12 protein-coding genes are annotated in these 24,627 nt (G+C 72.6%); 6 read left to right on the top strand and 6 right to left on the bottom strand.

The genetic code is table 11. The features are described 5' to 3' along the window. Positions 1-3 precede the first annotated feature (3 nt). Positions 4-2,079 (top strand): phosphate acetyltransferase, encoded by a 2,076-nt coding sequence (gene pta / locus BM127_RS17930; protein ID WP_091200808.1) that lies wholly within the window; start codon positions 4-6, stop codon positions 2,077-2,079. Next, positions 2,076-3,269, top strand: coding sequence for an acetate/propionate family kinase (locus BM127_RS17925; RefSeq protein ID WP_091200806.1), 1,194 nt, complete (start codon positions 2,076-2,078; stop codon positions 3,267-3,269). The genes pta and BM127_RS17925 overlap by 4 nt, the downstream gene beginning before the upstream one ends. Before the next feature lie 18 nt (positions 3,270-3,287). On the opposite strand, the gene BM127_RS17920 is transcribed toward BM127_RS17925, so the two are convergent. From BM127_RS17920 to BM127_RS17900, 5 genes are all read right to left on the bottom strand, one after another. Then, positions 3,288-5,975 carry a bifunctional acetate--CoA ligase family protein/GNAT family N-acetyltransferase gene (locus tag BM127_RS17920; protein ID WP_091200804.1) on the bottom strand — a complete coding sequence of 896 codons (2,688 nt, stop codon included), beginning with the start codon at positions 5,973-5,975 and terminating at the stop codon, positions 3,288-3,290. A 4-nt stretch (positions 5,976-5,979) separates the two neighbouring features. Continuing rightward, positions 5,980-11,511, bottom strand: coding sequence for an ATP-binding protein (locus BM127_RS17915; protein ID WP_091200802.1), 5,532 nt, complete (start codon positions 11,509-11,511; stop codon positions 5,980-5,982). Positions 11,512-11,578: 67 nt separating this feature from the next. Continuing rightward, complete coding sequence (locus tag BM127_RS17910) at positions 11,579-12,592, bottom strand: glycosyltransferase family 2 protein (protein WP_091200800.1); 1,014 nt, start codon at positions 12,590-12,592, stop codon at positions 11,579-11,581. 107 nt (positions 12,593-12,699) lie between these two features. Beyond that, positions 12,700-14,964: an MMPL family transporter gene (locus BM127_RS17905; protein ID WP_091200798.1), complete on the bottom strand. Its 2,265-nt coding sequence runs from the start codon at positions 14,962-14,964 to the stop codon at positions 12,700-12,702. Positions 14,965-15,085: 121 nt separating this feature from the next. Then, positions 15,086-18,091, bottom strand: coding sequence for an AfsR/SARP family transcriptional regulator (locus BM127_RS17900; protein WP_231263244.1), 3,006 nt, complete (start codon positions 18,089-18,091; stop codon positions 15,086-15,088). Positions 18,092-18,179: 88 nt separating this feature from the next. On the opposite strand from BM127_RS17900, the gene BM127_RS17895 reads away from it, so the two are divergent. Both BM127_RS17895 and BM127_RS17890 read left to right on the top strand, forming a co-directional pair. Continuing rightward, entirely contained in the window at positions 18,180-18,503 is a 324-nt protein-coding gene (locus tag BM127_RS17895; protein ID WP_091200796.1) for a hypothetical protein, read from the top strand. 39 nt (positions 18,504-18,542) lie between these two features. Beyond that, positions 18,543-19,145 (top strand): hypothetical protein, encoded by a 603-nt coding sequence (locus BM127_RS17890; RefSeq protein WP_091200794.1) that lies wholly within the window; start codon positions 18,543-18,545, stop codon positions 19,143-19,145. A 45-nt stretch (positions 19,146-19,190) separates the two neighbouring features. Here the strand turns inward: BM127_RS17890 and BM127_RS17885 are convergent, their stop codons facing one another. Continuing rightward, positions 19,191-21,383, bottom strand: a complete 2,193-nt coding sequence (locus tag BM127_RS17885) for an MMPL family transporter (RefSeq protein WP_091200792.1) — start codon at positions 21,381-21,383, stop codon at positions 19,191-19,193. A 191-nt stretch (positions 21,384-21,574) separates the two neighbouring features. On the opposite strand from BM127_RS17885, the gene BM127_RS17880 reads away from it, so the two are divergent. Further along, positions 21,575-24,310, top strand: a complete 2,736-nt coding sequence (locus tag BM127_RS17880) for a winged helix-turn-helix domain-containing protein (protein ID WP_091200790.1) — start codon at positions 21,575-21,577, stop codon at positions 24,308-24,310. 86 nt (positions 24,311-24,396) lie between these two features. Then, positions 24,397-24,627, top strand: a 231-nt coding sequence (locus tag BM127_RS17875) for a hypothetical protein (RefSeq protein ID WP_091200981.1), incomplete at its 3' end; no start/stop codon positions are given.

Here is a 24,627-nt window from a genome sequence, read left to right as displayed (position 1 = left end):
TCCATGGCACGCAGCGTGTACGTGGCCGGGGTCGAGGGTTTCACCGGCAAGTCCGCGGTGGCGCTCGGGGTGCTGGAACAGCTGTCGCGACGGGTGGCGCGGGTGGCGGTCTTCCGACCCGTGGTCCGAGCCGAGGCGTCGACGGGTGACGTGCACGACTACGTCCTCGACCTGCTCGTCTCGCACGACGCCGTCTCCCTGACCTACGACGAGTGCGCCGGCGTCAGCTATGACGACGTGCACGCCGACCCCGACGGCGCGATGGAGCGCATCGTCTCGCGCTACCACCAGGTGGCGGCGAAGAGCGACGCCGTGGTCATCGTCGGCAGCGACTACACCGACGTCGGCGCGCCAGCGGAGTTCGGTTTCAACGCCCGGGTCGCCGCCAACCTCGGCGTGCCGGTCCTGCTGGTCCTCAACGGCCAGGGCCGAGACGTGGGTCAGCTCTGCACGGCTGCCGCGATGGCGCAGGCCGAGCTCGCTGCCAACCACGCGACGCTCTTCGCCGTCATCGCCAACCGCGTCGACCCTGCGGCGACCGGGCGTACGGCGAAGGCGTTGCGACGTGACGGCGTGCCGGCGTTCGCGCTGCCCGAGCAGCCGCTGCTGAGCGCGCCGTCGGTCGGGGACCTGATGGCGGCCTGCGACGGCCGCCTGGTGCGCGGTGACGAGAGCCAGCTGTCGCGCGAGGTCCCGGGCCTCGTCGTCGCGGCGATGACCCTGCCCAACGTGCTGGACCGGCTCTTCGACGGCGCCCTGGTCGTCACCCCCGGCGACCGTCCCGAGGTGGTCCTCGGCGTCCTCACGGCGCACCAGTCGGCGAACTTCCCCCAGATCTCCGGCATCGTCCTCAACGGCGGGCTTGACCTGCCGGAGCAGGTGGGGCGGCTGCTCGACGGGCTCGACGTGGCGCTGCCGATGATCGCCACCGACCTCGGCACGCACGCCACGTCGACCGCGCTGACCAACCGCCGCGGACGCCTGGACAAGGACTCGCCGCGCAAGATCGCGACGGCCCTCACGCTCTTCGCCGAGAACGTCGACGGCGAGGAGCTGATGGGCGGTCTCGAGCTGGCTCGCACCTCGGTCGTGACGCCACTGATGTTCGAGCACCAGGTCCTCGACGACGCGATCGCCGACCGTCGCCACATCGTCCTGCCCGAGGGGGAGGAGGAGCGGATCCTGCGCGCTGCCGACATCCTGCTGCGCCGCAACGTCGCCGACCTGACCCTGCTCGGCGACCCGATGATCATCCGGGCCAAGGCGGCCCAGCTCGGCATCGACGTCTCCGCCGCGACGCTGCTCAGCCCCTACGACGCGGAGCTGCGTGAGCGGTTCGCGCACGACTACCACCAGCGTCGCTCGCACAAGGGCATCGACCTCGAGGCTGCCCGCGACATCGTGGTCGACGTCTCCTACTTCGGCACGATGATGGTCGAGCTCGGCCTCGCCGACGGGATGGTGTCGGGAGCGGTGCACACCACCGCGCACACCATCCGCCCGGCGCTCGAGGTGATCCGCACGGTCCCCGAGGTGTCGGTGGTGTCGTCGGTGTTCTTCATGTGCCTGCGCGACCAGGTGCTCGTCTACGGCGACTGCGCGGTGAACCCCGACCCGACCGCCACCCAGCTGGCCGACATCGCCATCGCCTCCGCCCGCACAGCAGCTGCCTTCGGCGTCGAGCCGCGGGTCGCGATGCTGTCGTACTCGACCGGCACGTCCGGCAGCGGCACGGACGTCGAGAAGGTCACGGAGGCGACGGCGCGGGTCCGCGAACGTGCGCCGGACCTGCCCGTCGAGGGACCGATCCAGTACGACGCCGCGATCGACGCCGCGGTCGCGCGGACCAAGCTGCCCGACTCGGCTGTCGCCGGGCGCGCCACGGTGTTCGTCTTCCCCGACCTCAACACGGGCAACAACACCTACAAGGCCGTGCAGCGCTCGGCCGGGGCGCTGGCGGTCGGCCCGGTGCTGCAGGGCCTGCGCAAGCCGGTCAACGACCTGTCGCGGGGCGCGCTCGTGCGTGACATCGTCAACACGGTCGCGATCACCGCCATCCAGGCGCAGGAGCGCTCGTGACGAACCGCGTGCTGGTCCTCAACGCGGGGTCGTCGTCCCTGAAGTACCGGCTCCTCGACGGCGTGTCGGGTGCCGCCGAGGCGTCCGGCTCGGTGGAGCGCATCGGCGAGGACAGCAGCGCGCTCACGCACTCGGTCGGCGGTCAGCACCACACCGAGGAGCGACGCGTCGCGGACTTCGAGGACGCGCTCCGTTCCGCGCTCGGCGCCTTCGACCGCCACGGGCCCGCGATCGACCGCGAATCCCTGGCCGCCGTCGGGCACCGGGTCGTGCACGGTGGCACCCTCTTCGCCGAGCCGGCGGTCGTCGACGACCGGCTGCTGGAGGCCGTCGAGGACCTGGTCCCGCTGGCACCCCTGCACAACCCCGCCAACCTGGAGGGGATGCGGGTCGCACTGCGGCTGTTCCCCGACGTGCCGCAGGTCGCCGTCTTCGACACCGCCTTCCACCAGACGATGCCCGAGCACGCCTACACCTACGCCCTGCCACGGAGCTGGCGCGACGAGCACCGGATCCGGCGCTACGGCTTCCACGGCACGTCCTACGCCTACGTCTCGCGACGGGCCGCGGCGTTGCTCGGGCGTGCGGTCGAGGACACCCACCTCGTCGTGCTGCACCTCGGCAACGGGGCGTCGGCCGCTGCGATCCGCGGTGGGCGGTCCGTCGACACGTCCATGGGCCTCACCCCGCTGGAAGGGCTGGTGATGGGCACCCGCTCCGGTGACGTCGACCCGGCCGTCCACGGCCACCTCCACCGCGAGCTCGGCCTGTCACTGGACGAGATCGACCGGGCGCTCTACCGCGAGTCCGGCCTGCTCGGCCTGTCGGGCGTCAACGACTTCCGTGAGCTGACCCGCCGATGCGCGGCCGGAGACGCGGCGGCGACGCTGGCCTTCGACGTCTACGCCTACCGCGTGCGCAAGTACGTCGGCGCCTACTACGCCGCGCTCGGGGAGCTGCACGCCGTCGTCCTCACCGGCGGCGTCGGTCAGCACAGCCCGGAGCTGAGGGCCGCGGCCCTCGGTGGTCTCGACCGGCTCGGGATCGCCCTTGACCCGACCCGCAACGAGTCGCCCTCGGGGGAGGACCGCATCGTCTCGCCCGACGGGTCGGAGGTCGCGGTGCTGGTCGTGCCCACCGACGAGGAGTGGGAGATCGCACGGCAGGCCCTCGCGGTGGTGCGACGCTAGCCCGGACGTGCGCGCGCACTAGGAGCGGAGCCGCCTCGGGACACCGGCGTCGATCTCGGCCGGCTCGGCGATGCGGAGCTTCACGTCCACGCAGAAGATCCCGTGGGCGTTGACGACCACAGGCTCGAGCGTGAGGGCGGCAACGTGCGGGACGTCGACGGCCAGCCGGCCCACGGACATCACCAGTGCCTCGAGCGGGGCGAGGTCCACCTCCTCCAGGCCATGGTCGCCGACCAGCTGTGGCCAGAGCCGGAGGGCACGCACGGCGCGAGTGGCGTCGGCTGCCTCCACGGGAGGAAGCAGCAGCACCTCCTCGGCCCAGCTGCCGGCCGTTCCCGCGGCTCCGCCGCCGACCCGGACCAGCGGTCCGAGCTGCGGGTCGTGCACGAGGCCCACCGAGGCGACGTGCCCCAGCACCAGCGGCTGCACCAGCACCTCGACGCGGTCGTCGCCCAGCTCCTCGCCGAAGCGGCGTACGGCATCGGCAACGTCCGTTCCGGTGCGTACGTCGATCCGGACCAGGCCGCGGTCGGACTTGTGCAGCACCGTCGGGTCGGCCACCTTGAGGGCCACCGGGTAGCCGATCGACGCGGCGACCGCCTCCGCCTCGTCGGGGCCAGTGGCGAGGCGACCGACCAGGTGGATGCCGTAGGGCGCGAGGAGCTCCGCCTGCGCCGCCGGCGCGAGCCACTCCGGCTCGCCGCTGCGGGAGGCCAGTCGCGAGCGCACCCAGGTGCGGGCGTGGACACCGCGGGTGCCGAGCTCGACCTCCGGCTCGTCGGCCGGGACGCGTCGCCACGCGGCGTAGCGCATGGCCCGGCCCAGTGCCCCGATCGCTGCATCGGTGGTGCGATAGACGGTGACCCCCGGGAGGCCACGCGCCGCGTCGAACGCGGCGCCGGGGGTGACGAGGAGCAGGGGGAGGTCGGCGCCCGAGGGTCGCGCCTGCGCGACGGCCGCGAAGAGTGCGTCGCGGTCGGTGAGCCGGTTGGCGACGAGCAGGACGAGGACGGCGTCCGCCTCGTCGGCCTCGAGCACCTCACGCAGCGCGGCCGTGAGCTCCTCGGGCGTGACGTCGGCTCCGAGGTCGACCGGGTTGCGCACGTCGACTGCGCCGGGGACGGCTGCCAGCAACGCATCGCTCAACCGGTCGGAGGTCGTCGCGACGACCATGCCCTGGAGGTCGGCACGGTCGGTCGTGAGCGCGCCCACGCCACCGGTGTTGGAGACGATGCACACCCGGAGCCCGGCCGGGAGCGGCTGCTCCACCAACAGCAGCGCGGTCTCGGTCAGCTCGGCGCCGGTCCGGCAGGCGATCACCCCGGACTGGTCGAGCAGCGCGTCGACACCCACACCGACGGTGGAGGTGGCGGTCGGATCCTGGCGGGCCCGGGACCGTCCCCCGACCACGGCCAGCAATGGCTTCTGCTCGGCGAAGCGACGAGCGGTGCGGGCGAACTTGAGGGCGTTGCCGAACGACTCGAGGTAGAGCGCGCCGGCCGCGACCCCGTCGTCGTCCATCCACGCGGCGAGCAGGTCGTTGCTGGACACGTCGACCTTGTCGCCCAGCGAGACGAAGGACTGGACGCCGAGGCCCACGTCACGGGCGAGGTCGATGAGAGCGAATCCCATGCCGCCGGACTGGGAGGCGACCGCCAGGCCACCGACCGTCGGCACGTCGTGGAGCAGCGTGGCGTTGAGGCCGTCGCCGTTGTCGAGGACGCCCTGGGAGTTGGGGCCGACCAGTCGAAGGCTGTGTGCGCGAGCGATCCCCAGCAGCTCGAGGCGACGGTCGTCGCTGCCGGCGCCGGAGAAGCCGGACGAGATCACCACTGCGGCGCCCGCGCCGTTGGCGGCTGCATCGCGCAGGACGTCGGCGACGCCGTCGGCCGGAACGGCGACGACGACCAGGTCGACGGGGCCGTCGAGGTCGCCGAGACTGCGGCTGGTGGGGAGGCCGTCGATCGTCCCGGCCTCGGGGTGGATCACGTGCAGCGTCCCGGCATAGGACGAGCTGCGGATCGCCTCGAGCACGCCGTGGCCGAAGCCGCCCGCGGAGCGTCGTACGCCGACGACCGCCACGCTGGTCGGGTGGAGCAGCGGGCGGAGGGACCGCGCGGCGGCTCGCCACTCACGCCGGTCCGCGGCGTCGACGGCCTCGCGGGAGGCGTCCGTGCGGAGCTCGACCTCCACCTCTCCCGCCACCGTCGTGCGGGTGGCCGCGAACCCGGCCGCCCGGAAGACCCGGAGCATGCCGTGGTTGTCGCCCAGGACCTCGGCCTCGAAGCGGCTGACCCCGTGGCGGCGGCCGAGGGCGGCGAGGTGCTCCAGCAGCAGGCTGCCCAGCCCGCGGCCACGGTCCTCGTCGGCGATCAGGAAGGCGACCTCGGCCCTCTCGGGGGAGAGCACCTCGGCGGTCGCCAGTCCGGCGACCCGACCGCGGACGAGCGCCACCAGAGCAGCCGAGGCAGTGTTGTCCGGGTCGAAGAGGTGGTCGACGTAGCGCCGACCGGCTTCCCGGCTGGGCGAGAAGAAGCGCAGCCGCAGCGTGTCCACCGACACCGACTCGTGCAGCTCGAGGACGGCGTCACGGTCGGCCTCGCGCAAGGACCGGATCACTGCGACCGTGCCGTCGGCGAGCAGCACGTCCGCGGGCTCCGCGCTCCAGTCACGTGGAGCGACGGTCGGAGCAGCCTCGGTGCTCACGTCATCACTCGGCCGGTCCGCCGAGCCCCTGGCTGATCGCCTCGATCACTCGGGGCCGCAGCCGCTCCACGGAGATGACCTTGTCGACCGAGCCCACCCGGACCGCCCGGTGGATGTCGTGGACGCCGTCGAACTCCGCGGCGACCTCGCCGATCTTCTCCGGGCGCACCGCTGCCTTCAGGTCGGCCAGCTCGACGACGAGGCGGCTCCTGGCAGACCCCGTGGCGTCGGCGATCCGGGCGTCGACGTCGCGGACGCGGGGGTCGGCCGACGTACGCTTCTCGACCTCGCCGGCGAACACGACCGCCGCTGCCGGGGCACCGCCGATGACCGAGGCGTACGACCCCTCGAGGGCCAGCACTGTCATGCGCGGGTTCAGCGCCTTGGAGAAGACCACGAACGCGCCGCCGTGGTAGCGCGAGATGACGCAGAAGACGATCGGGCCGTCGAAGTTGACGATGGCCCGGCCGATCTCCGCGCCGTACTCCAGCTGGAGGTTGCGCATCGAGTCCGGTGAGCCGTCGAAGCCGGACAGGTTGGCGAGCACGACGAGGGGGCGGTTGCCGCTCGCCGCGTTGATCGCGCGGGCCGCCTTCTTCGACGACCGCGGGAACAGGGTGCCGGCGGTGTAGATGTCCGGACCGTCGGTGGGCGGGAAGCCGCGGCGGGGGACCGGCCGCGACTCGATCCCGAGCAGGCAGACCGGGTAGCCGCCGAGGTGGGCGTCCTGGACGACCGCGGTGTCCGCGTCGGCCATGCCCGCCCAGCGCTCCAGCACCGGGTGGTCCTGGTCGGCCAGGGCACGCATCACGGTGCGGATGTCGAAGGCCTTCTTGCGGTCCGGGTTGGAGGCCGCGGAGAAGATCTCGCCGACGGAGGTGAAGTCGCTGTCGGCGGAGACGTGGGGGAACGACGAGACGTCGCGGTCCGCGGGGTCGGTGGTGCTGGCCCGCCGCGGCTGGGTCTCTCCGGGCACGACGTAGGTGTGGTCGTAGTGCGCCATCAGCACGCCGAACGCGCCGGCAAGGTCGGGCGCCCAGTACTGCGCCTGCCCGTTGGGCCCCATCACCCGGTCGTAGCCACCGATGCCGAAGTTGTCCTCCGCGGACACCCCGCCGGAGAAGTCGAGCGACTGCTTGCCGGTGAGCACCATCGCGCTGTCGGGCGTCATCACCAGGATGCCCTTGGTGTGCATCAGCATCGTCGCCTCGGCGTTCCAGTAGGGCTGCGCACCCACGTTGATGCCCGCGACGACGACGTTGATCTCCCCGCCGGCCTGGGTGAACTCGATGATCCGCTTGAGCCCGGCCGCGACCCAGTCCATGTTCTCCGTGCCGGAGTCCATCGAGATGCGGGCGCCCGCCGAGAGGGCGTACCACTCCACCGGCACCTGCATCCGCTCGGCGAGGTCGATCGCAGCGATGACTCGCGAGCACTCCGGCTCCGACACCGCACCGAGCGCCTTCGTCGGATCGCCGCAGAGCACGACCCGGGTGACTCCCTCGGGGTGGAGGGGGGTCGGGGTGGTGACGACGGCGACCAGGATCCCGGCCTTGTTGAGCCCGGGGCCGCGGTCGACCGGCACCAGCGTGCCGGTGTCGTCGAGGTCGTGCTCGACGAAGCCTCCGTCGGGTCCGGTGAGCACCCCGGCCAGCTCGTAGGGGTAGACCAGGCCACGGCGGCGGGCGCGCGCGACGTTGGCGGCGTACTCGTCGAGCGGCTTGAGCCGCTCGGTCGGTGGAGCCTCCACGGACGCCGTGACGCCGGCCCCGGGTCGCGCGTGGAATCGCAGCGCGACGGGCGTGGCGCTGCCGTCGGGGCCACCGAGGCGGCCCTGCGCGAGCACCTCCACGATGCCGGCGCCGTCGGTGAGCGGGGTGATCTTGTCCTGCAGCGTCGTGAGCTGGTCGAGATCGGCCTCGACGACCGGCCAGACCTGCACCCACACGTGGTTGGTGTCGAGCTTGCTCCCGGCCGCGCCGCGTGACGTGCGGACGCGACGGATCGCCTCGAGACAGTTCTCCACGGCCCGCTCCGCGTGCGGGAGGCCGGTGACCTTGCCGGTCTGGTCGCGCACCACGGCGAGCTGTCGGACCTGGGCGAGGGCGACGAGGCGGCGGTCGGCGGGGTTCTCGCGCGCGACGCACTCGTACAGCAGCACGTCCTCGGGCGCCTCGATCCGGGTCACGTGGAAGTTGCGCAACCGCCAGAGGTCGAGCCGGCGCCCGACCATCGGGTGCACGCCGCGGACCAGGTCGTCCTCGACCACTCCGCCGTCGGCGACGGGACGATAGGTGTAGTAGGTGACCGGCGTGTCCGCACCGGCGCACACCGCCACGGCGATCCGGCGTACGTCGGGGGCGAAGGGCAGCGACGCGACGATGCCGGCGAGCTCGGCGCTGGCCCGCTCGGGCACCTCCGGGGCCTCGGGCCAGTGCACGTAGAGGTCGACCACGGCCTCGTGACCGGCCTCGCGCGCGGCGACCTGGTCGCCGAGGGCCGCGACCAGGCCGCTGCCCGGGTCGCCGAGCTCGGCGATGGTGCCGACCGTGGACACCACGCGGGTCGGGCGGTCGTCGAGGACGTAGTCGGCCACTGCGAAGGTGCGCTCCTCGAGCACGACGGACCGCAGGTCGTGCAGCTCGTGCTCGCGGTAGTGACGGCGTACGAGCACCTCGAGCAGGGGCTCCTGCTCCGGTACGCCGTTCTCGAGCCGCTCGGCGAGGAACCGCACGACCTGCTCGGGGATGGCGGCCAGCGCCTCCAGCCGGGCGGTCCGGTCGGGCGCGTCGGGGTCGGTGGCGAGCGACGCCACCTCGTCCCGGACCCCCGCCAGGACGCTCGAGCGCTCCTCGTCGACCAGCGGCTGGTCGAACCAGCGGAAGCGGGTGCTGCGGGCCAGGTCGCCGACCACAGGGAAGCGGAGCTGGGTCGACCTGACGAGTCGCTCGAGCAGGCCGCGCGCCGCGACCGACAGGTCCGCACCGGGCGGGGGCTCGACGATCCAGCGCTGCAGCAGCTCGGTGGCGAGGCGGACCTCGGGCGCCGGGCGCTGCTGCGCCAGGAAGATGCGGAACACCGCCTCCTCCAGCTCCGGGGTCCGGTCCAGGTCGGTCACGCCGTAGTGGGCGAGGACGGTGGTCAGCCGGTCGCGGAACTGCTCGGGGAGTGCGCCGCGGTCCACGTCGAGGCTCTGCAGGAAGGTGTGGAAGTGCTCCCTGGAGCTGTGGACGCGCAGCTCGGTGTGCAGGTCCTCCCCGACGGGTCGGTTGCGGCTGAGCTCGGCGAGGTCGGCGAACAGGCCGAGGAGCTCGATTTCGTCGGCGACCACGTCGACACCCTGCGCCACGAGCTCGTCGCGGGCGGCGAGATAGCCGGCGACCACGTCGCCGTCCTCGCTCGCGTCCACGTCGTAGCCCATCACCATCGCGGCGACGTCGGCCCGGCCCCGCGCGGCACGCTCCTGCGCGGAGGCAGGCGGAGTGGAGGTCGGCAGGTCGAGGGCAGGACCTGCCTCGGCGGGCGTCGCCTCCTCCTCGGCCGCGTCCTCCTCGACGGGCTCGAGGCGGACCAGCGGGGCTCCGGTCTCGACCTGGCTGCCGGTCAGCACGAGCAGCTCGCGCACCCGCGCCGCGAACGGCGCACGCAGCACCGTCTCCATCTTCATGCTCTCCAGGACCAGCACCGGGGCCCCGGCCGCGACCATGTCGCCCACCGCGACCGGTGAGGCGACGACCAGTGCGGGTGCCGGCGAGCGGAGCACGCCGCCCTCGTCGCGGCTCACCCGGTGGGTCACGCCGTCGACCTCGACCGCGTGGACCGGGCCGTGCGTGGCGGTGACCAGGCGGTAGCGCCGGTCGCCGACGGTCATCCGGGTGCGGAACTCGTCGAGCCTCTCGACGTCGGCCAGCACGACCTGCTCGATCCCGCCCGCCTCGACCCCGACCCGGAACCGCTGCGGGCCGATCTGGATCACGGTGACCTTGTAGGCCGTGCCGCGCAGCTTGAAGTCGATCGCCCGGCCGACCTTGTGCTGCACCTGGGGGCGACCCCCGCGCGCGCTCTCGAGCAGGCGCGTGACCTCGACCTGCGCCTCGTCCTCGTACGCCTCGATGCCTGCTGCGACCACGGCGATGCCGGAGTGCTCGTGCACGACGAGCCGTCCCTCCGCGCGGACCCGGTCGATCCAGCTGGTGTCGGCCCAGCCGGCCTCGCCGTCGACGACCTCGGACTGGTCCAGGAGGTCGAGGATGAAGCCCTTGTTGGTGGCGCCCCCCTCGATGACCACCGTGGTCTCGGCCATCGCCCGACGCAACCGGGCGAGGGCCTCGTCGCGGGTGCGGCCGTAGGCGATGATCTTGGCGATCATCGAGTCGAAGTCGGCGGGGATGGTGTCGCCCTCGCCGACGCCGGTGTCCACGCGGATACCCGGGCCCGAGGGCAGGTCGAGCAGGGCGATGCGCCCGGGGGAGGGGGCGAAGTCCCGGTCCGGGTCCTCGGCGTTCAGCCGTGCCTCGACGGCGTGCCCGCGCTCCGCGGGCTTGGCTCCCTCGAGCCGTCCGCCAGCCGCCACGTGCAGCTGTGCCTTCACCAGGTCGAGGTCGGTCGTCACCTCGGTGATGGGGTGCTCGACCTGCAGGCGGGTGTTGACCTCGAGGAAGGCGAAGGTCCGCTCGCCCGGGTGGTAGAGGAACTCCACGGTCCCGGCGCCGACGTAGCCGACGGCGAGCGCCAGCCGCTCGGCGGACGCCTTGAGCTCGTCGGTCTGGCCGGCGTCGAGCAGGGGAGAGGCCGACTCCTCGATCACCTTCTGGTTACGGCGCTGCACCGTGCAGTCGCGTACGCCGACCGCCCACGCCGTGCCGTGGCTGTCGGCGATCAGCTGGACCTCGACGTGGCGTGCCCCGGTCACGAGGCGCTCGAGGAAGACCACGCCGCTGCCGAAGGCGCGCTCGGCCTCGTCGCGGGTGCGCTGGTAGGCGTCCTCGAGCTCGGCACCGGTGTCGACCCGGCGGATGCCTCGTCCGCCGCCGCCGGCGGTGGCCTTGAGCATGAGGGGGTAGCCGACACGGTCGGCCGCGACCAGCGCGTCCTCGAGCGTGTCGACGGCGCCGCCGCTCCACGGCGCGACCGGTACGCCGACCTCCTCCGCGAGGAGCTTGGAGCCGATCTTGTCGCCGAGCCTGCGCATCGCGTCGGCGCTCGGGCCGATGAAGGTGATGCCGAGGCGGTCGCACAGCTCCGCGAACGCGGGGTCCTCCGCGACGAAGCCCCAACCGACCCAGACCGCGTCCGCCGCGGACTCGACCAACGCGCGCTCGAGGACGGCCAGGTCGATGTAGGGGCGGGCCGAGGCCGGGCCCAGCGGATGCGCCTCGTCGGCCTCCCGGGCGAACATCGCCGTACGTTCCTCGTCGGTGTAGAGGGCGATCGACCGGATCGGTGCGCCACCGCCCTCGGCGTTGAGGTCGCGGACGGCATGGATCAGCCTCATCGCGGCCTCGCCACGATTCACGATCGCCACTCGGGTGAACATCCTGGGGGCTCCTGACCCGACGGTCCGCTCTGGGAGTCGTCGTCGCGAGACTGTGACGGCAGTGACGTTACTGCTGCTCCGGGGTGGTTGGCTCCCGGGTGTCCGGGGCGTCGAGACCGAACCTCGTCCGGTCCGTGCCCCCGAGGGCGGAGAGACCCGCCCCGATGGCCTCCTGATGGGGGTCGCCCGGCATCGGCGCGGCCGGCCCGTCGGGCATGACCGGGGCCACCAGCAGGCCGAGCCTCTCCAGCCCGCCCCGGTCGTCGAGGGCGGTCGCGGCGAACAGCCTGCGACGTACGTCGTCCGCGATCTCCGCCGGCCACTGGGCCCAGCCCTCCGCGGTCATCGCGGACGCCAGGCGGCGGCGCTCGGGGCGGGCCACGAGGCGGTGACCGGACGTCGTGTGGTTGGTCCACTTGCGGACGAACTCGTCGAGGGTGTGGGACTCGTAGTGCAGCACCTGCAGCCAGGAGGCGCGATGGGCGGAGACCGGGTTCCTGCTGTCGTCGACCACCCGGTGGATGTCCAACGATGCGTCCGAGGAGACGCGCAGGCCCGACTTCCCGGAGGTGTGGCCCCGGAAGTAGTCGTCGTTGGCGGGACGCTCGAGCATGCCGAGGAGGTGCAGCAGGTTCAGCTCCTCGACGGACAGCAGGCGCTTGAACAGCGTCACCTCGTCGTCGGGCCACTCCCACTGGGCCAGCGCCTCCAACGGCGCGAGCCGCACCGCCTCGGTGTCCTCGGGCAGCGCCAGGAGCTGCTCCCTGTCGAGGTGGAGGACCTCGTCCCCGTCGATGTGGAACATCCACCCGCGGGGGTCGGTCTCCCGCACGACGTGCAGCGCGGCGTTGGCGTTGATGCGCTGGCGGACGTTCAGCTTGGAGGGGAACTCGTCTCCCCACCACGCGGCGGCGTCGACGGCGACCACCCCGGGCAGGGCGTTCAGCGCTGCGGCCGTCCGTGCGTCGTCCCGGTCGTCGAGGAAGACCACCATCCGGTCGACACCGGCAGCGAGGTTGCGATCGATCCAGCGCTGGAGGCGTTCGACGTCGTCCTTCACCGTGCTCACCGTGGTGATCACCGGCGCACCTCCCGTCGTCGCTGGTCATGCTAGGGCGCTCCTGCTGGGTCCACGACAACGAAGCACGTCCCCGGACCGCCGAGGTGGTCCGGGGACGTGGCTGTCGATCAGACCAGCGCGGGGACGGGCGGCTGCACGTCCGCCGACGTCGGGGGAGCAGGTGCCGGGTCACCCTCGACGTGCAGCTCGGGCATCCAGCCGAGCCAGCCGGGCAGGTACCAGTTCCACCGGCCGAGCAGCGTCATCGCGGCAGGGACGACGACCATGCGGATCAGGGTGGCGTCCACGAGCAGGGCCACCCCGACGCCGAAGCCCATCTGCTGGAACATCACCAGCTGTCCGGCGGCGAAGCCGGCGAAGACGACCACGATGATGAGCGCGGCGCCGGTGATGATCCGGCCCGTGGCGGCGATGCCGTGCACGATCGCCTCCTCGGTGTTGCCCGTGTGGGCGTACCTCTCCCTGATCCGGCTCAGGAGGAACACGTGGTAGTCCATGGAGAGGGCGAACAGCACCGAGAACAGGAAGATCGGCACCCACGCCTCCACGCGTTCGACCTGCTGGAGGCCGAGGAGGTCGGCTCCGACCCCGTGCTGGAACACCAGGACGAGCAGGCCGTAGGCGGCGCCCACGGAGAGCAGGTTGAGGACGACCGCGGTGGCGGAGAGCACGAGCGAGCGGAAGACCAGGGTGAGCAGGACGAAGCTCAGGCCCAGCACGAAGGCGAGCACGATCGGCAGCCACTCGTTGATGACGTCGGAGTAGTCGACGTTCTGCGCAGTGGTGCCACCGACCAGCACGGTGGTGCCGGTGTCGTCGAAGGCGGCCGGGACCAGGTCCGAACGGAGCCGCTCGAGCCCGCGCCGGGCCTGGTCGTGGTCGGGTCCGCCGACGAGCGGGATGCTGACGAGGGCGACCTGTCCGTCCTCGGACACCTGTCGCTGCGGAGGTCCGAAGTCGCGGTCGTCGGCGACGGACGCCTCGAGCCGCTCGATGGCGGCGGTGACGGTGTCGCTGGTGACGTCACCGGTGACGACCACCTGGGCGGGATCGGTCGTCGCGACGCCCGGGAAGCTGCGCTCCAGCGCGATGGCCCCCGACCTGGCGAAGCTGGAGTCGGGGAGCGACTCGACGCCCGCGGTGCCGGTGCGGAGGCCGAGGACCGGGTAGGCCGCTGCGAGCAGGACCAGGACACCCAGGGTGAGCGCCACTCCCGGTCGGCGTACGACCCCGCCGACGGCCCTGGTCCAGAACGGGCTCTCGGCCGGGTGGTCGCGGCCCACGATCGGCAGCCGGAGCGCGTTGACGCGGTCGCCGAGGAGCGAGAGGAGGGCCGGCAGCAGGGTCAGCGCCGCGGCCATGGTGACCAGTCCGACGATGATGGCGCCGAGCGCCAGGCTGCGCAGGATCGTGTCCGGGACGAGGAGCAGCCCGAGCAGGGCCACGACGAACGAGCTGCCCGAGAACAGGACGGCCTTGCCGCTGGTCCCCCCGGTCGTGAGGATCGCGTCGATCTTGTCGCGACCGGCCTGCCGCTCCTCGCGGTAGCGCGAGAGGACGAACAGGCTGTAGTCGATGCCGAGGGCCAGCCCCATCGCGGTGATCATGTTGACGATGAAGAAGGACAGGGAGGTGAACTGTCCGAGGATCGAGGAGAGCGCCACGGTCACGATGATGGAGATGATCGCGATGCTCATCGGGATGAACGCGGCGACCAGCGCACCGAAGACCAGGACCAGCACGATCATGGCTGCCGGGAGGCCGAACTTCAGCTCGCCGTTGGTGAGGTCGGACTCCGAGAGCTCGGTGAAGTCGTGGTCGAGGGTGTGGGACCCGGTGATCGTGACGTCGAAGTCGACGTCCGAGTCAGCTGAGGCGACACGCTCGAGCACCTCTGCGATGCCGGCCTCCGCACCGTGCGCCAGCACCATCGTCAGCACCACTGCCTGCCCGTCTTCGGAGACGGCCATCTGGTCCGGCGCGTAGGGATCCCTGACGACCTCGGTGGCGCCCGTTTCCTCGATCGACGTCAGGACGTCCGCGACGAAGGCCCTGAACCGGGGCGTGTCAGCGGTGAGCCGGTCGGAGTGGACGATGACGGCCTCGTCGATGCGGTCGCCCTGCGCGAAGCTCTGCGCGATCACCTTCTCTGCCCTGGCGGAGTCAGGGTTGGTGGTGAGGCTGCCGTCGGAGGTGAAGGCCGACCCGATCAGGGTGGCGATGACGACCACCGAGGCCACGAGGACCAGTCCCCATGCCACCACGGTGCGCCAGGGGTGCAGCGCGGCGGAGCGGGCCAACCTCTGGGTGGTGGACGTGCCGGTGCGACGAGCGACCTGACGGTCACCCTCCTTCACAGGTGCGGCTGACATGGCGTGGTCCTCTCGTCGTCGTGCCCGGTGATGCGATGGGTCCGCCGAGTCGGCCCTGCGGGCGGCCTCGGAGGGCATGGCGTCACTGTGTTGGCGGGCGCTGACGATGCGCTGACGGCCGCTAGCCGGGGTGGGCCGCCGCTCGCGCCTCGACAGCAGCGCGGTCCGGCCGGTCGGCGTCGTCGAGCAGGTGGGCGACCACCGGGTGGAGGGCGTCCGCCTCGGCGACGAGCTCGCGTGCTCGTACGTGGTCGCCGTCCTCCGCGCTCAGTCGCGCACGTCCGTCCAGCGCCAGCACCGTCACCAGGGGCGTCTCGTCGGCTCGAGCGAGCGCCAGCACCACGTCGAGTGCGGCACGGTCACCGGTCTCGATGGCGAGCAGGCAGCGTGTCAGCAGGGCCCCGTCACCGCCGCCGGCTCCGGCGTACCAGTCCAGGTTCTCCCTCAGCCAAGGCACGGCCGCAGCTCCGTCGCCGGAGGTCCTGAGCAGCCGGGCGAGGCTCAGCCGGGCCGTTGCGGCCATCCGGCCGTCGCCGCTGGCCGTCGCCGCGCCGAGGGCCAGCTCGAACGAGGCCGTCGCGCCGGCGACGTCGCCCGCTCGCTGCTGCACCCGGGCCAGGGACCCCCTGTGGAGCGCCGCCTGTCCGGGGAAGCCCAGCACAGTGGACTCGCGAACGGCACCCGAGAGTGCGTCGATGGCATCGGCGAAGCGGTGCTCCACCTGGGCGATCCCCCCCAGCATGGCCATGGCGTGCACCAAGCCCCACGAGTCGCCCAGCGGGGTCAGGATGTCGACCGCTTCGACACCGTCCCGGGCCGCGGCGGCGGTGTCGCCCAGCATCAGCTCGCCATAGGCCGCGAGGAGGAGGCTGGCCGCGGTCTCCCACGGGCAGGTCAGGCGACGATAGGTGAGCAGCCCGGCGACGGCCTGGTCCAGCGCCTCCTGCGGACTGCCCTGCTGCAGGGCCAGGAAGGCGCGGTGCCGGGCCACGTCGGCGTGCAGCACCTCCGAGCCCAGGTGGTCGGCGATCTCGGCCGCGGCGTCGATGTCGGCCCCTGCCAGCGCGACGTTGCCGGCGGATGCCTCGAGCCATCCGGCGACGAGGAGCGCTGCCGATCGCTCGTCGGGTGCGGTGGTGGTGAGCGCGCCCCTGATCCTGGCGGCGGCGGCCGGACCGTCGCCCAGGACGACCCAGGTCCAGCCGAACCCGGTCGCGATGGTGCTCCCGAGGTCGGGCTCGTTCGTCCGGCACCAGGCGAGTGCGGCGTCGACGTTCGCCCGCTCGGCCCGGGCGATGGCCAGGCACGTGGGCTGGTCCGTGCCACGGATGTGGTCGGCGCACCACTGCGCCGTCGCGGCGTACCAGAGCGCGTGGGCGCGGTGCCCGGTGGCGGTCAGCCCGGCATCGGCGAGACGGTCGCCGGCGTAGGCCCGGATGCTGTCCAGGAGCCGGTAGCGCACCCCTCCGTCCTCGGTGCCGTCGACGGTGACCAGCGAGCGGTCGACCAGCCGGGTCAACGTGTCGACGACCGCCTCCGGAGGAACGCCCAGGGCGTCCAGCACGTGCTCGACGGCCGCCAGGGACGCGCTCCCGGCGAAGCAGGACAGTGCCCACAGGCCCCGTTGGTCGTCGGGGAAGAGCAGGTCGTAGCTCCAGGCGATGGCGCCCGCGAGGGCACGCCTGCGCTCGGACTGGTTGCTGCTGGGGTCCTGGAGCAGGGCGAACCGGTCATCGAGCCGCCGCGCGATGTCCCCAATGGAGAGGGAGCGCACGCGGGCGGCGGCGAGCTCGATGGCCAGCGGCAGCCCGTCGAGCGAACGACACACCTCCTCGACCTGCGCCGTCGCCTCGGCGTCGATCACGAGGGTGTGCCGCATCTCGCGGGCCCGGGCCCAGAAGAGCGTCACGGAGTCCTCCGTGGAGAGGGGCTCCAGGTGGTGGACGACCTCGTCGACGACGCCCATGGCCACCTGGCTGGTCGCACAGATGCGGAGTCCGGGGAGGTCGTCGAGCAGCGGGCTCACCAGAGCGCTGACCTGGGCGATGACGTGCTCGCAGTTGTCGAGGAGGATCACGGTCTGCGCCCCCTGCAACCTCTCGCGCAACTGCCCGCCCCCGGAGACGTGCAACGTCTCGGCGATCACCTGCTCCAGGTCGGCGGACGCGTCGACGGCCTCCAGCCGGACCAGCCAGACGCCACCGGGTGCGCGGACCTGCCTCGCCACCTCGAGCAGGAGCCTGGTCTTGCCGACCCCGGCCGGACCCACGACGGTGACCAGGCGGTGCGCGTCGACGAGGGCGCGGAGGTCGTCGCACGCGCGATCTCTCCCCACGAGCAGGGCCCGGGTCGGCGGCAGGTTGCCCGGCGCCGTTGCCGGGGCGGGTGCGGTCGACCCGCCCAGCACCGCGCTCTGCTGGAGGAGCTGTTGCTCGAGCCTGCGCAGGTCGGGACCCGGCTCGATCCCGAGCTCGGCGACGAGCAGCCGCCGGACCCGCGCGTAGGCGGCCAGGGCATCCGCCTGCCTGCCGCCGCGGTACAACGCGGTCATCAGCGAGCCCCACAGGCGCTCGCGCAGCGGGTGCTGCGCGACGAGGGCCTCGAGGTCGCTCACCAGCTCCCCTCCCGAGCCGAGGTCGACGCGCGCGGCCATCGCGTCCTCGAGGAGGGTCAGCCGGACCTCCTCCAGCCGGCCACGGTGGGGCGCAGCCCAGTCCCCGGCATCGACGAGGATCTCCCCGCGGAACAACGCCAGCCCCTCGCTGGCGGTCGCCAGAGCCGTCGACGCGTCCCCGGCACGCGTGGCAGTGGCGGCCCGCGCCGCCAGGTCGAGGACTCGTACGGCGTCCACCGCGTGCGGCTCGACGGCGAGCCGGTAGCGGTCGCCCTCCGCCACCACGACGTCCTTGTCGCCGAGGGCGCGGCGGAGCTGGGAGACCTTCGACTGCAGGGTGTTGCGACCGGCGTGGGTGGGCCACAGGTCGTCGAGGAGGGCGTCCACCCGCACGCCGGAGCCTGCTTCGAGGGCGAGCCGGACGAGCAGCTCGGTGGTCCTGCCTGTCGGCACCGAGAGCCGATCACCATCCCTGCGAGCCTCGACCGCGCCCAGCACTGCGACGGTGAGCACGCTTGCGAGGCTACGGCACCCGAGCCCCGCGCGGGGGCCACGAACACCTCGTCAGCGCAGCGTCAGCGCCGGAGCGCACGGTGCAGAGGTGCCCGACGACAACACCGACCTCCTCCGCCGACTGATCGGCGATCACCCCGACGCGCCCGCCGACGTCGTCCAGCGTGCCGCGAGCTCCACCTCGACCCCGCTCCTGGTCGCCGCGGCCCTGTTGACGGGCGACCTCGACCTGCTCGGGCGGGCCGCCCGGCACGCGGGCACCACCCGCGACCGGCAGCTGGTCGCCGTGGCCGACGCGCACCTGCACGGGAACGCCGAGCTGCTCCACGTGCTCGTACGCGACCACCTGTCCGAGCATCCCGACCACCTCCTCGCGGCCTGGATCGCCGGCCGACCGCTGCCCGCGCCCTGACCCCCTCACCCCGCACAGTCCAACGAACAGGAGCACGTCATGACAGACCTTCGTACCGCCGCGCCTTCCACCCGACCCGCTGGGTCCCGAGGAGCTCGCCGCTCCGTCGGACGGTGGATGGTGTCGTTCGCCGGCTATCCGCTCGGCGGCTATGCCGCCTTCCTGCTCACCGGACGCGTGGACGGTCCGGGACCGGCCCTCTCCGGAGGTCTCCTGACCGGGGCCGTCCTCGGGGCCGTCCAGGTCTGGGCGATGTGGGAGGCGCGTCCCCGGCCGCTGTCGTGGATCCTCGCCACGGCGGTCGGCATGATGGCCGGCGTGGCCATCGGCGCTGCGCTGGTCGACTACCGGACCGACCTCGGTTCGCTGGCCGTCCAGGGTGCGGTGACGGGCGCGCTGGTCGGCATGGCCCAATCGGTCGTCCTCGCACCCCGGCTCGGAGCGATGGCCCTGGCCTGGCCGCCGGTCCTCAGCGGCTCCCTTGCCCTGGGGTGGGCGGTGACGACGGCTGCAGGCATCGACGTCGACCAGCAGTTCACGATCTTCGGGTCCTCCGGTGCCCTGGTGGCCACCCTCCTGACCGCCGTCCTGCCGCTGGCCCTCAACCGTCACCACGCACGTGGTGATGCCGCCGCGTCGTGACCGGGCGTCCTCCTCGGCGGTCATCCCGGCGCCTCGGCGGCACTGCTACTGGGGGATCAGCTCCTCCTCGCGCGGCGCGACCTGCTGCACGTCCGGTGTGGCGGTGACCGCGGCCGGGGCCTCGACCTCCACCACCGGGAGGAGCCGGTCCAACCATCGCGGCAGCCACCAGTTGGCATCACCGAGCAGGGACATGGTCGCCGGCACGAGGACCATCCGGACCACCGTGGCGTCCACCGCAATGGCGGTCGCCAGCCCCAGGCCGAGCATCTTGACCGAGGGCACCGGGCTGCTGACGAAGCTGAGGAAGACGGCGATCATGATGAGGGCGGCGGAGGTGATGATCCGGCCGGTCGATGCCAGTCCCCGGGCCACGGACTCGGCGTTGTCCCGCGTCGCCGCGTACTCCTCGCGGATGCGGGAGAGCAGGAAGACCTCGTAGTCCATCGAGAGCCCGAACACGATCGGGAACATGATCACCACGATGATCGAGGTGATCGGGGTGGGGCCGTCGAGCCCGAGCAGCTCGGCTCCCCAGCCCCACTGGAAGACCATGACGAGGACTCCGTAGGCGACACCGATCGAGAGCACGTTCATCACGGCCGCCTTGAGCGGCACTGCCACGGACCGGAAGACCAGCATCAGGAGCAGGAACGAGATCCCGATCACGGCGCCGATGAACAGGGGCAGCGTCTCCTCGAGCTGGCTGTTGAGGTCGTCGGTGATGGCCGTGATCCCCGTGACATAGGTGTTGTCGGGGATGACGTCGCGGACCCGTTCGATGGTGGCGGAGGTCTCGGCGTCGGCCGGGCCGCCGTCGGGGAGGGCGCTGAACACGACGGTGCTGCCGTCGGCGGAGGTCTGGGGATCGCCCACCGAGACGATGCCAGGTACGTCCGCGATGGTCGCCTGCACGCTGGCCACCCCGTCGGCTCCCGCGGTCGAGGAGTCGAGGTCCATGACCACCGTGAGCGGGGCGTTGAACCCGATCCCGAAACCCTCGGTGAGGAGGTCGTAGGCCTGGCGGTGCGTGGTGTGGGCGGGGGCGTCTCCCGCTGCCGGAAACGCCGTCTGGATCGCCAGCGCAGGAGCTGCCAGTGCGGCCAGCAGGGCCACGGCGCCCAGGAGGTAGGGCCACGGGCGCCGGGACACGTGGTGGCCGAAGCGCCACCACGCGCTGTCCTCGGTGCGTAGGGCCGGACGGTGGCGCCGCACGACCCGGCTGGCGTCGATCCGGCCGGCGTCGATCCGGTCACCGAGCAGGGTGAGGATGGCGGGGAGCAGGGTCACCGCGGCAGCGACGGCGCTGAAGACCATCAGCGCGGTGGCGAGCCCGATCGAGGTCAGGATGCCCAGTCCCGTGATGCCCAGGGCGGCCGTGGCGACCATGACCGTCCCCCCGGCGAAGACGACCGCGGTGCCCGAGGTGGCCATCGCGTTCGACAGGGCGCGGGTGTTGTCCTGCCCTGCTGAGCGGTTCTCCCGGTATCGGGCGACGACGAAGAGGGCGTAGTCGACGCCCACCCCGAGCCCGACCAGGCCGGCCACGGCGATGGCGGACACCGACACGTTCATCGTGCTCGCCATCAGCATGATGCCGCCCACGGAGGCGCCGACGGCGACGAGGGACAGCCCGATGGGCACGATGGCGGCGACGACCGTCCCGAACACGACCAGCAGCACGAGGAGGGCCACGAGCAGGCCGATCGCGGTGTGCGACGAGTTCTCCTCGGCGGCGTTGAGGAAGATGGCGTCGCCGCCGAGCTCGACCTGGAGTCCGGGGGCGCCCATGCCGGAGACGGCATCGGACAGCACCGCGAACGCGGGCTTGCCGATCTCGCGCTCGGGGGAGTCGAGCGTGAGGACGGCGAACCCGATCCGTCCGTCCGCGGAGATCGTGCCCGCCGCGAACGGCTCGGCGACCGACTCGACGTGGGCGGCGGCTGATACGTCGTCGAGCACCTGCGCGATCTCCGCGCGGTGGTCGGCGAGGGTGGTGCCGTCGTCTGCGTGCAGGACCACCATGGCGGAGCCCTTGGCGGCGTCCGGGAAGTTCTGGTCCAGCAGCTCGACGGCCTGTGCGCTCTGGCTGCCGGGCGAGGAGAAGTCGTCGACGAACGTGCCGCCGGCAGCGATCGCGAGGAAGAAGATGGCTGCAATGACGGCCAGCCAGCTGGTGAGGGTGCGCCACGGGTGCCGGGCGCTTGCCGCAGCGATGCCGCGAGTGAGCTTCTGCATGATCGTGCCCTTCGGGAGTCGGGTCGGGTGGTGCCTGGCCCGGAACCTAGGGAGCGACGTGGTGAGCACGGCTCACCACACGTGGTGAAGGACGTGGTGAAGGAGGCGTGGGGGAGCGTCCGCGTGAGGGGCGTAGGAGGCCGGTCTGGACCGGCACCGGCGCGCACCGGGAGGAGGAGGGAGGATCGGGTGTGTCACTTCCGCTGATCGAGACCAAGCTGTTCCTCCCGACCCCGCGGCCGGGACGGGTGCCGCGGCCGCGGCTGCGGGAGCGCCTCGACCGTGGGCTCGAGGCCAGGCTGATGCTCGTCTCGGCGCCGGCCGGCTTCGGCAAGACGACCCTCCTGGTCGACTGGATGGCGTCCGCGGACGCCTCGGTCGCCGCGTCGCCGCGCGGCGCCTGGCTGGCTCTCGACTCCCGGGACAACGACCCCGGCCGCTTCTGGACCTACGTGGTGGCCGCCGTGCGGACGGCGGTGCCAGGGGTGGGGGAGGGAGCACTCGGTCTGCTGGAGGACCCGCAGTCACCGGTGGAGGGCGCCCTGACGAGCCTCGTCAACGAGCTGGCGGCGACCGACGTCGACCTCGTCCTGCTCCTCGACGACTACCACGTGATCGAGGCGCCGACCGTCCACGCAGGGATGGCGTTCCTGCTCGCCCACCTTCCCCCGCGGGTGCACCTGGTGCTGGCCACGAGGAGCGACCCGCCTCTTCCGCTGGCGCTGCTCCGGGCCCGCGGCGACCTCGTCGAGGTCCGCGCTGCCGACCTGCGGTTCACGACCCAGGAGGCGGCGTCCTACCTCAACGAGGTCATGGGACTCGACCTCGCGCCCGCCGACGTGCGGGCACTGGAGGGCCGGACCGAGGGGTGGATCGCCGCGCTGCAGCTCGCCGCCCTGTCGATGACCGGGCGCGACGACGTGTCCGGCTTCATCGCCGGCTTCACCGGCGACGACCGCTACGTCGTCGACTACCTCGTCGAGGAGGTCCTGCAACGCCTGCCGGACGACCTCCAGGACTTCCTGCTCCGCACGTCCGTCCTGGACCGGATGAACGGCGCCCTGTGCAACGCGCTGACCGGTCGGACCGACGGCCGCGGCTCGCTGGAGGCCCTGGAGAGGGACAACCTCTTCGTGGTCCCGCTCGACGACCGGCGGCACTGGTACCGCTACCACCACCTCTTCGCCGACGTCCTGCGCGGCAGGCTCCTCGACGCGCAGCCCGACCTCGTGCAGGAGCTGCACGCGATGGCCGCGACCTGGCACGAGCAGGAGGGCGACATCGTCGAGTCGATCCGGCACTCCCTGCTCGGCGCGGACTTCGTCGGCGCCGCTGAGCTCGTCGAGAGCCTCCTGCCCTCCTTCCGTCGCGACCGTCGCGAGGCGATCATGCGGGGCTGGATCGAGGCCCTGCCGTCGGAGGTGCTGCAGGCCCGGCCGGTGCTCGGCAACGCGCTGGCCGGCGCGCGCATGTCCACCGGGGAGTTCGACGGGGTCGACGAGCTGCTGGACGCGACGGAGGACTGGCTGGCCTCCGGTGCGCAGCGCCCCGGTCCGTCGACCCGAGGTGCGGGAGTCGACGACGACGAGTACCGGCGCCTGCCCGGCGACCTCGCGGTCCACCGGGCCGGCATCGCCCTCGTGCGCGGCGACGTCGAGCGGACGCTGGAGCACGCGCGCCGCGCACTCGACCACGTCGGCGAAGGAGGGGACCACCTGACCCGGGGTGCTGCCTTCGCGCTGCGTGGCCTGGCGGCCTGGTCGGGCGGAGACCTGGCGACGGCACACGCGTCGTACGCCGCGTGCCTCGTCGAGTTCGAGCGGATCGACCACGTCTCGGACGTGCTGGCCTGCTCCATCACCCTCGCCGACATCGAGGTCGTCCAGGGTCGGCTGCGCAGCGCTGCGCAGACGTACCGCTCGGCCCTCGCCCTGGCCGACCGTCACCACACCCCTGTCCTCCGGGGCCGGGCCGACATGCACGTGGGTCTGGCTGCCCGGCACCGCGAGGCCGACGACCTCGATGCCGCCCGCCTGGAGCTCGCCCGCAGCCGGGACCTGGGGGAGCAGGCAGGACTCCTCCAGGACGCCTACCGCTGGCGCCTCGTCATGGCCGGGATCCGCGAGGCGGAGGGTGACGTGGAGGCGGCCATCGACCTCCTGGACGAGTCAGAGCGGCTCTACGTCGGCGACTTCTCCCCGCCCGTCCGACCGGTGCCCGCAGTCCGCGCCCGGGCGTGGGCGCGACACGGCCACGTCGACGCCGCTCTCGCATGGGTGGACCGCGTCGGCCTGTCACTCGACGACCCGCTGACCTACCTGCGGGAGTTCGAGCACGTCACCCTGGCACGGGTCCTGGCGGCCGACCACGCCCGTCGAGGAGGCACCGCCGACCTGTCCGACGTCGTCGCGCTCCTGGACCGGATGCTGATCGCAGCGACGGACGGGGGGCGGCAGGGATCGGTCGTCGAGATCCAGGTGACCCGGGCACTCGTGCTCCAGCAGCAGGGCGACGGGGAGGCAGCGGTCACGGCGCTCGAGGCGGCACTCCGGGTGGCGGAGCCGGAGGGCTACGTCCGGACCTTCCTCGACGAGGGCCCACCCATGGCCACCCTGCTCGCGGCCGCGGAGCGGCGCTCGCCCACGGCGTACGTCCGGCGCCTGCGGTCGGCACTCGATCGGGTGCCCACGCGTCCGGCCCCGGGGCGTACGCCCTCGCGCCACGACATGCCGGTGGAGACGTTGAGCAGCCGCGAGCGGGACGTGCTCCGGCTGCTGGGCACCGAGCTGAACGGCCCGGAGATCGCCCGGGAGCTGGTGGTCTCGCTCAACACGGTGCGCACCCACACCAAGAACCTCTACATGAAGCTCGGCGTGACGAGCCGTCGCTCGGCCGTCGTCCGGGGCAAGGAGCTCGACCTGCTCTGACGTCGGTGCCTCGGACCGGGGCTCACCACGACAATCACCACCTGTGGTGAGCCCCGGTCACCACGTCGGCTCCTAGCGTCCGCGGCATGGAAGCACCGAACGCCCACCCCGAGCCGGGGCCAGGTCCGGAGTCGTACCGCATCCGCGTCCAGGGGCGCCTCGACGCGAGGTGGAGCACCTGGTTCGACGGCATGACCGTCATCCGCGACGCGGACGGGACCACCGTCATCCGCGGGCAGGTGAGCGACCAGGCCGCGCTCCACGGCCTCATCCAGCGCGTCCGCGACCTGGGCCTCACCCTCCTCGAGGTCACCCAC

The sequence above is a fragment of the Nocardioides alpinus genome, assembly GCF_900112035.1.
GTDB classification, from domain to species: domain Bacteria; phylum Actinomycetota; class Actinomycetes; order Propionibacteriales; family Nocardioidaceae; genus Nocardioides; species Nocardioides alpinus.
This window is presented reverse-complemented; position numbering and strand designations above follow the sequence as displayed.

Bases quoted from the DNA above. Each gene is read 5' to 3' on its own strand.
- BM127_RS17905 (WP_091200798.1), bottom strand. From the start codon at position 14,964: ATGTCAGCCGCACCTGTGAAGGAGGGTGACCGTCAGGTCGCTCGTCGC.
- BM127_RS17885 (WP_091200792.1), bottom strand. From the start codon at position 21,383: ATGCAGAAGCTCACTCGCGGCATCGCTGCGGCAAGCGCCCGGCACCCG.
- pta (WP_091200808.1), top strand. From the start codon at position 4: ATGGCACGCAGCGTGTACGTGGCCGGGGTCGAGGGTTTCACCGGCAAG.
- BM127_RS17890 (WP_091200794.1), top strand. From the start codon at position 18,543: ATGACAGACCTTCGTACCGCCGCGCCTTCCACCCGACCCGCTGGGTCC.
- BM127_RS17915 (WP_091200802.1), bottom strand. From the start codon at position 11,511: ATGTTCACCCGAGTGGCGATCGTGAATCGTGGCGAGGCCGCGATGAGG.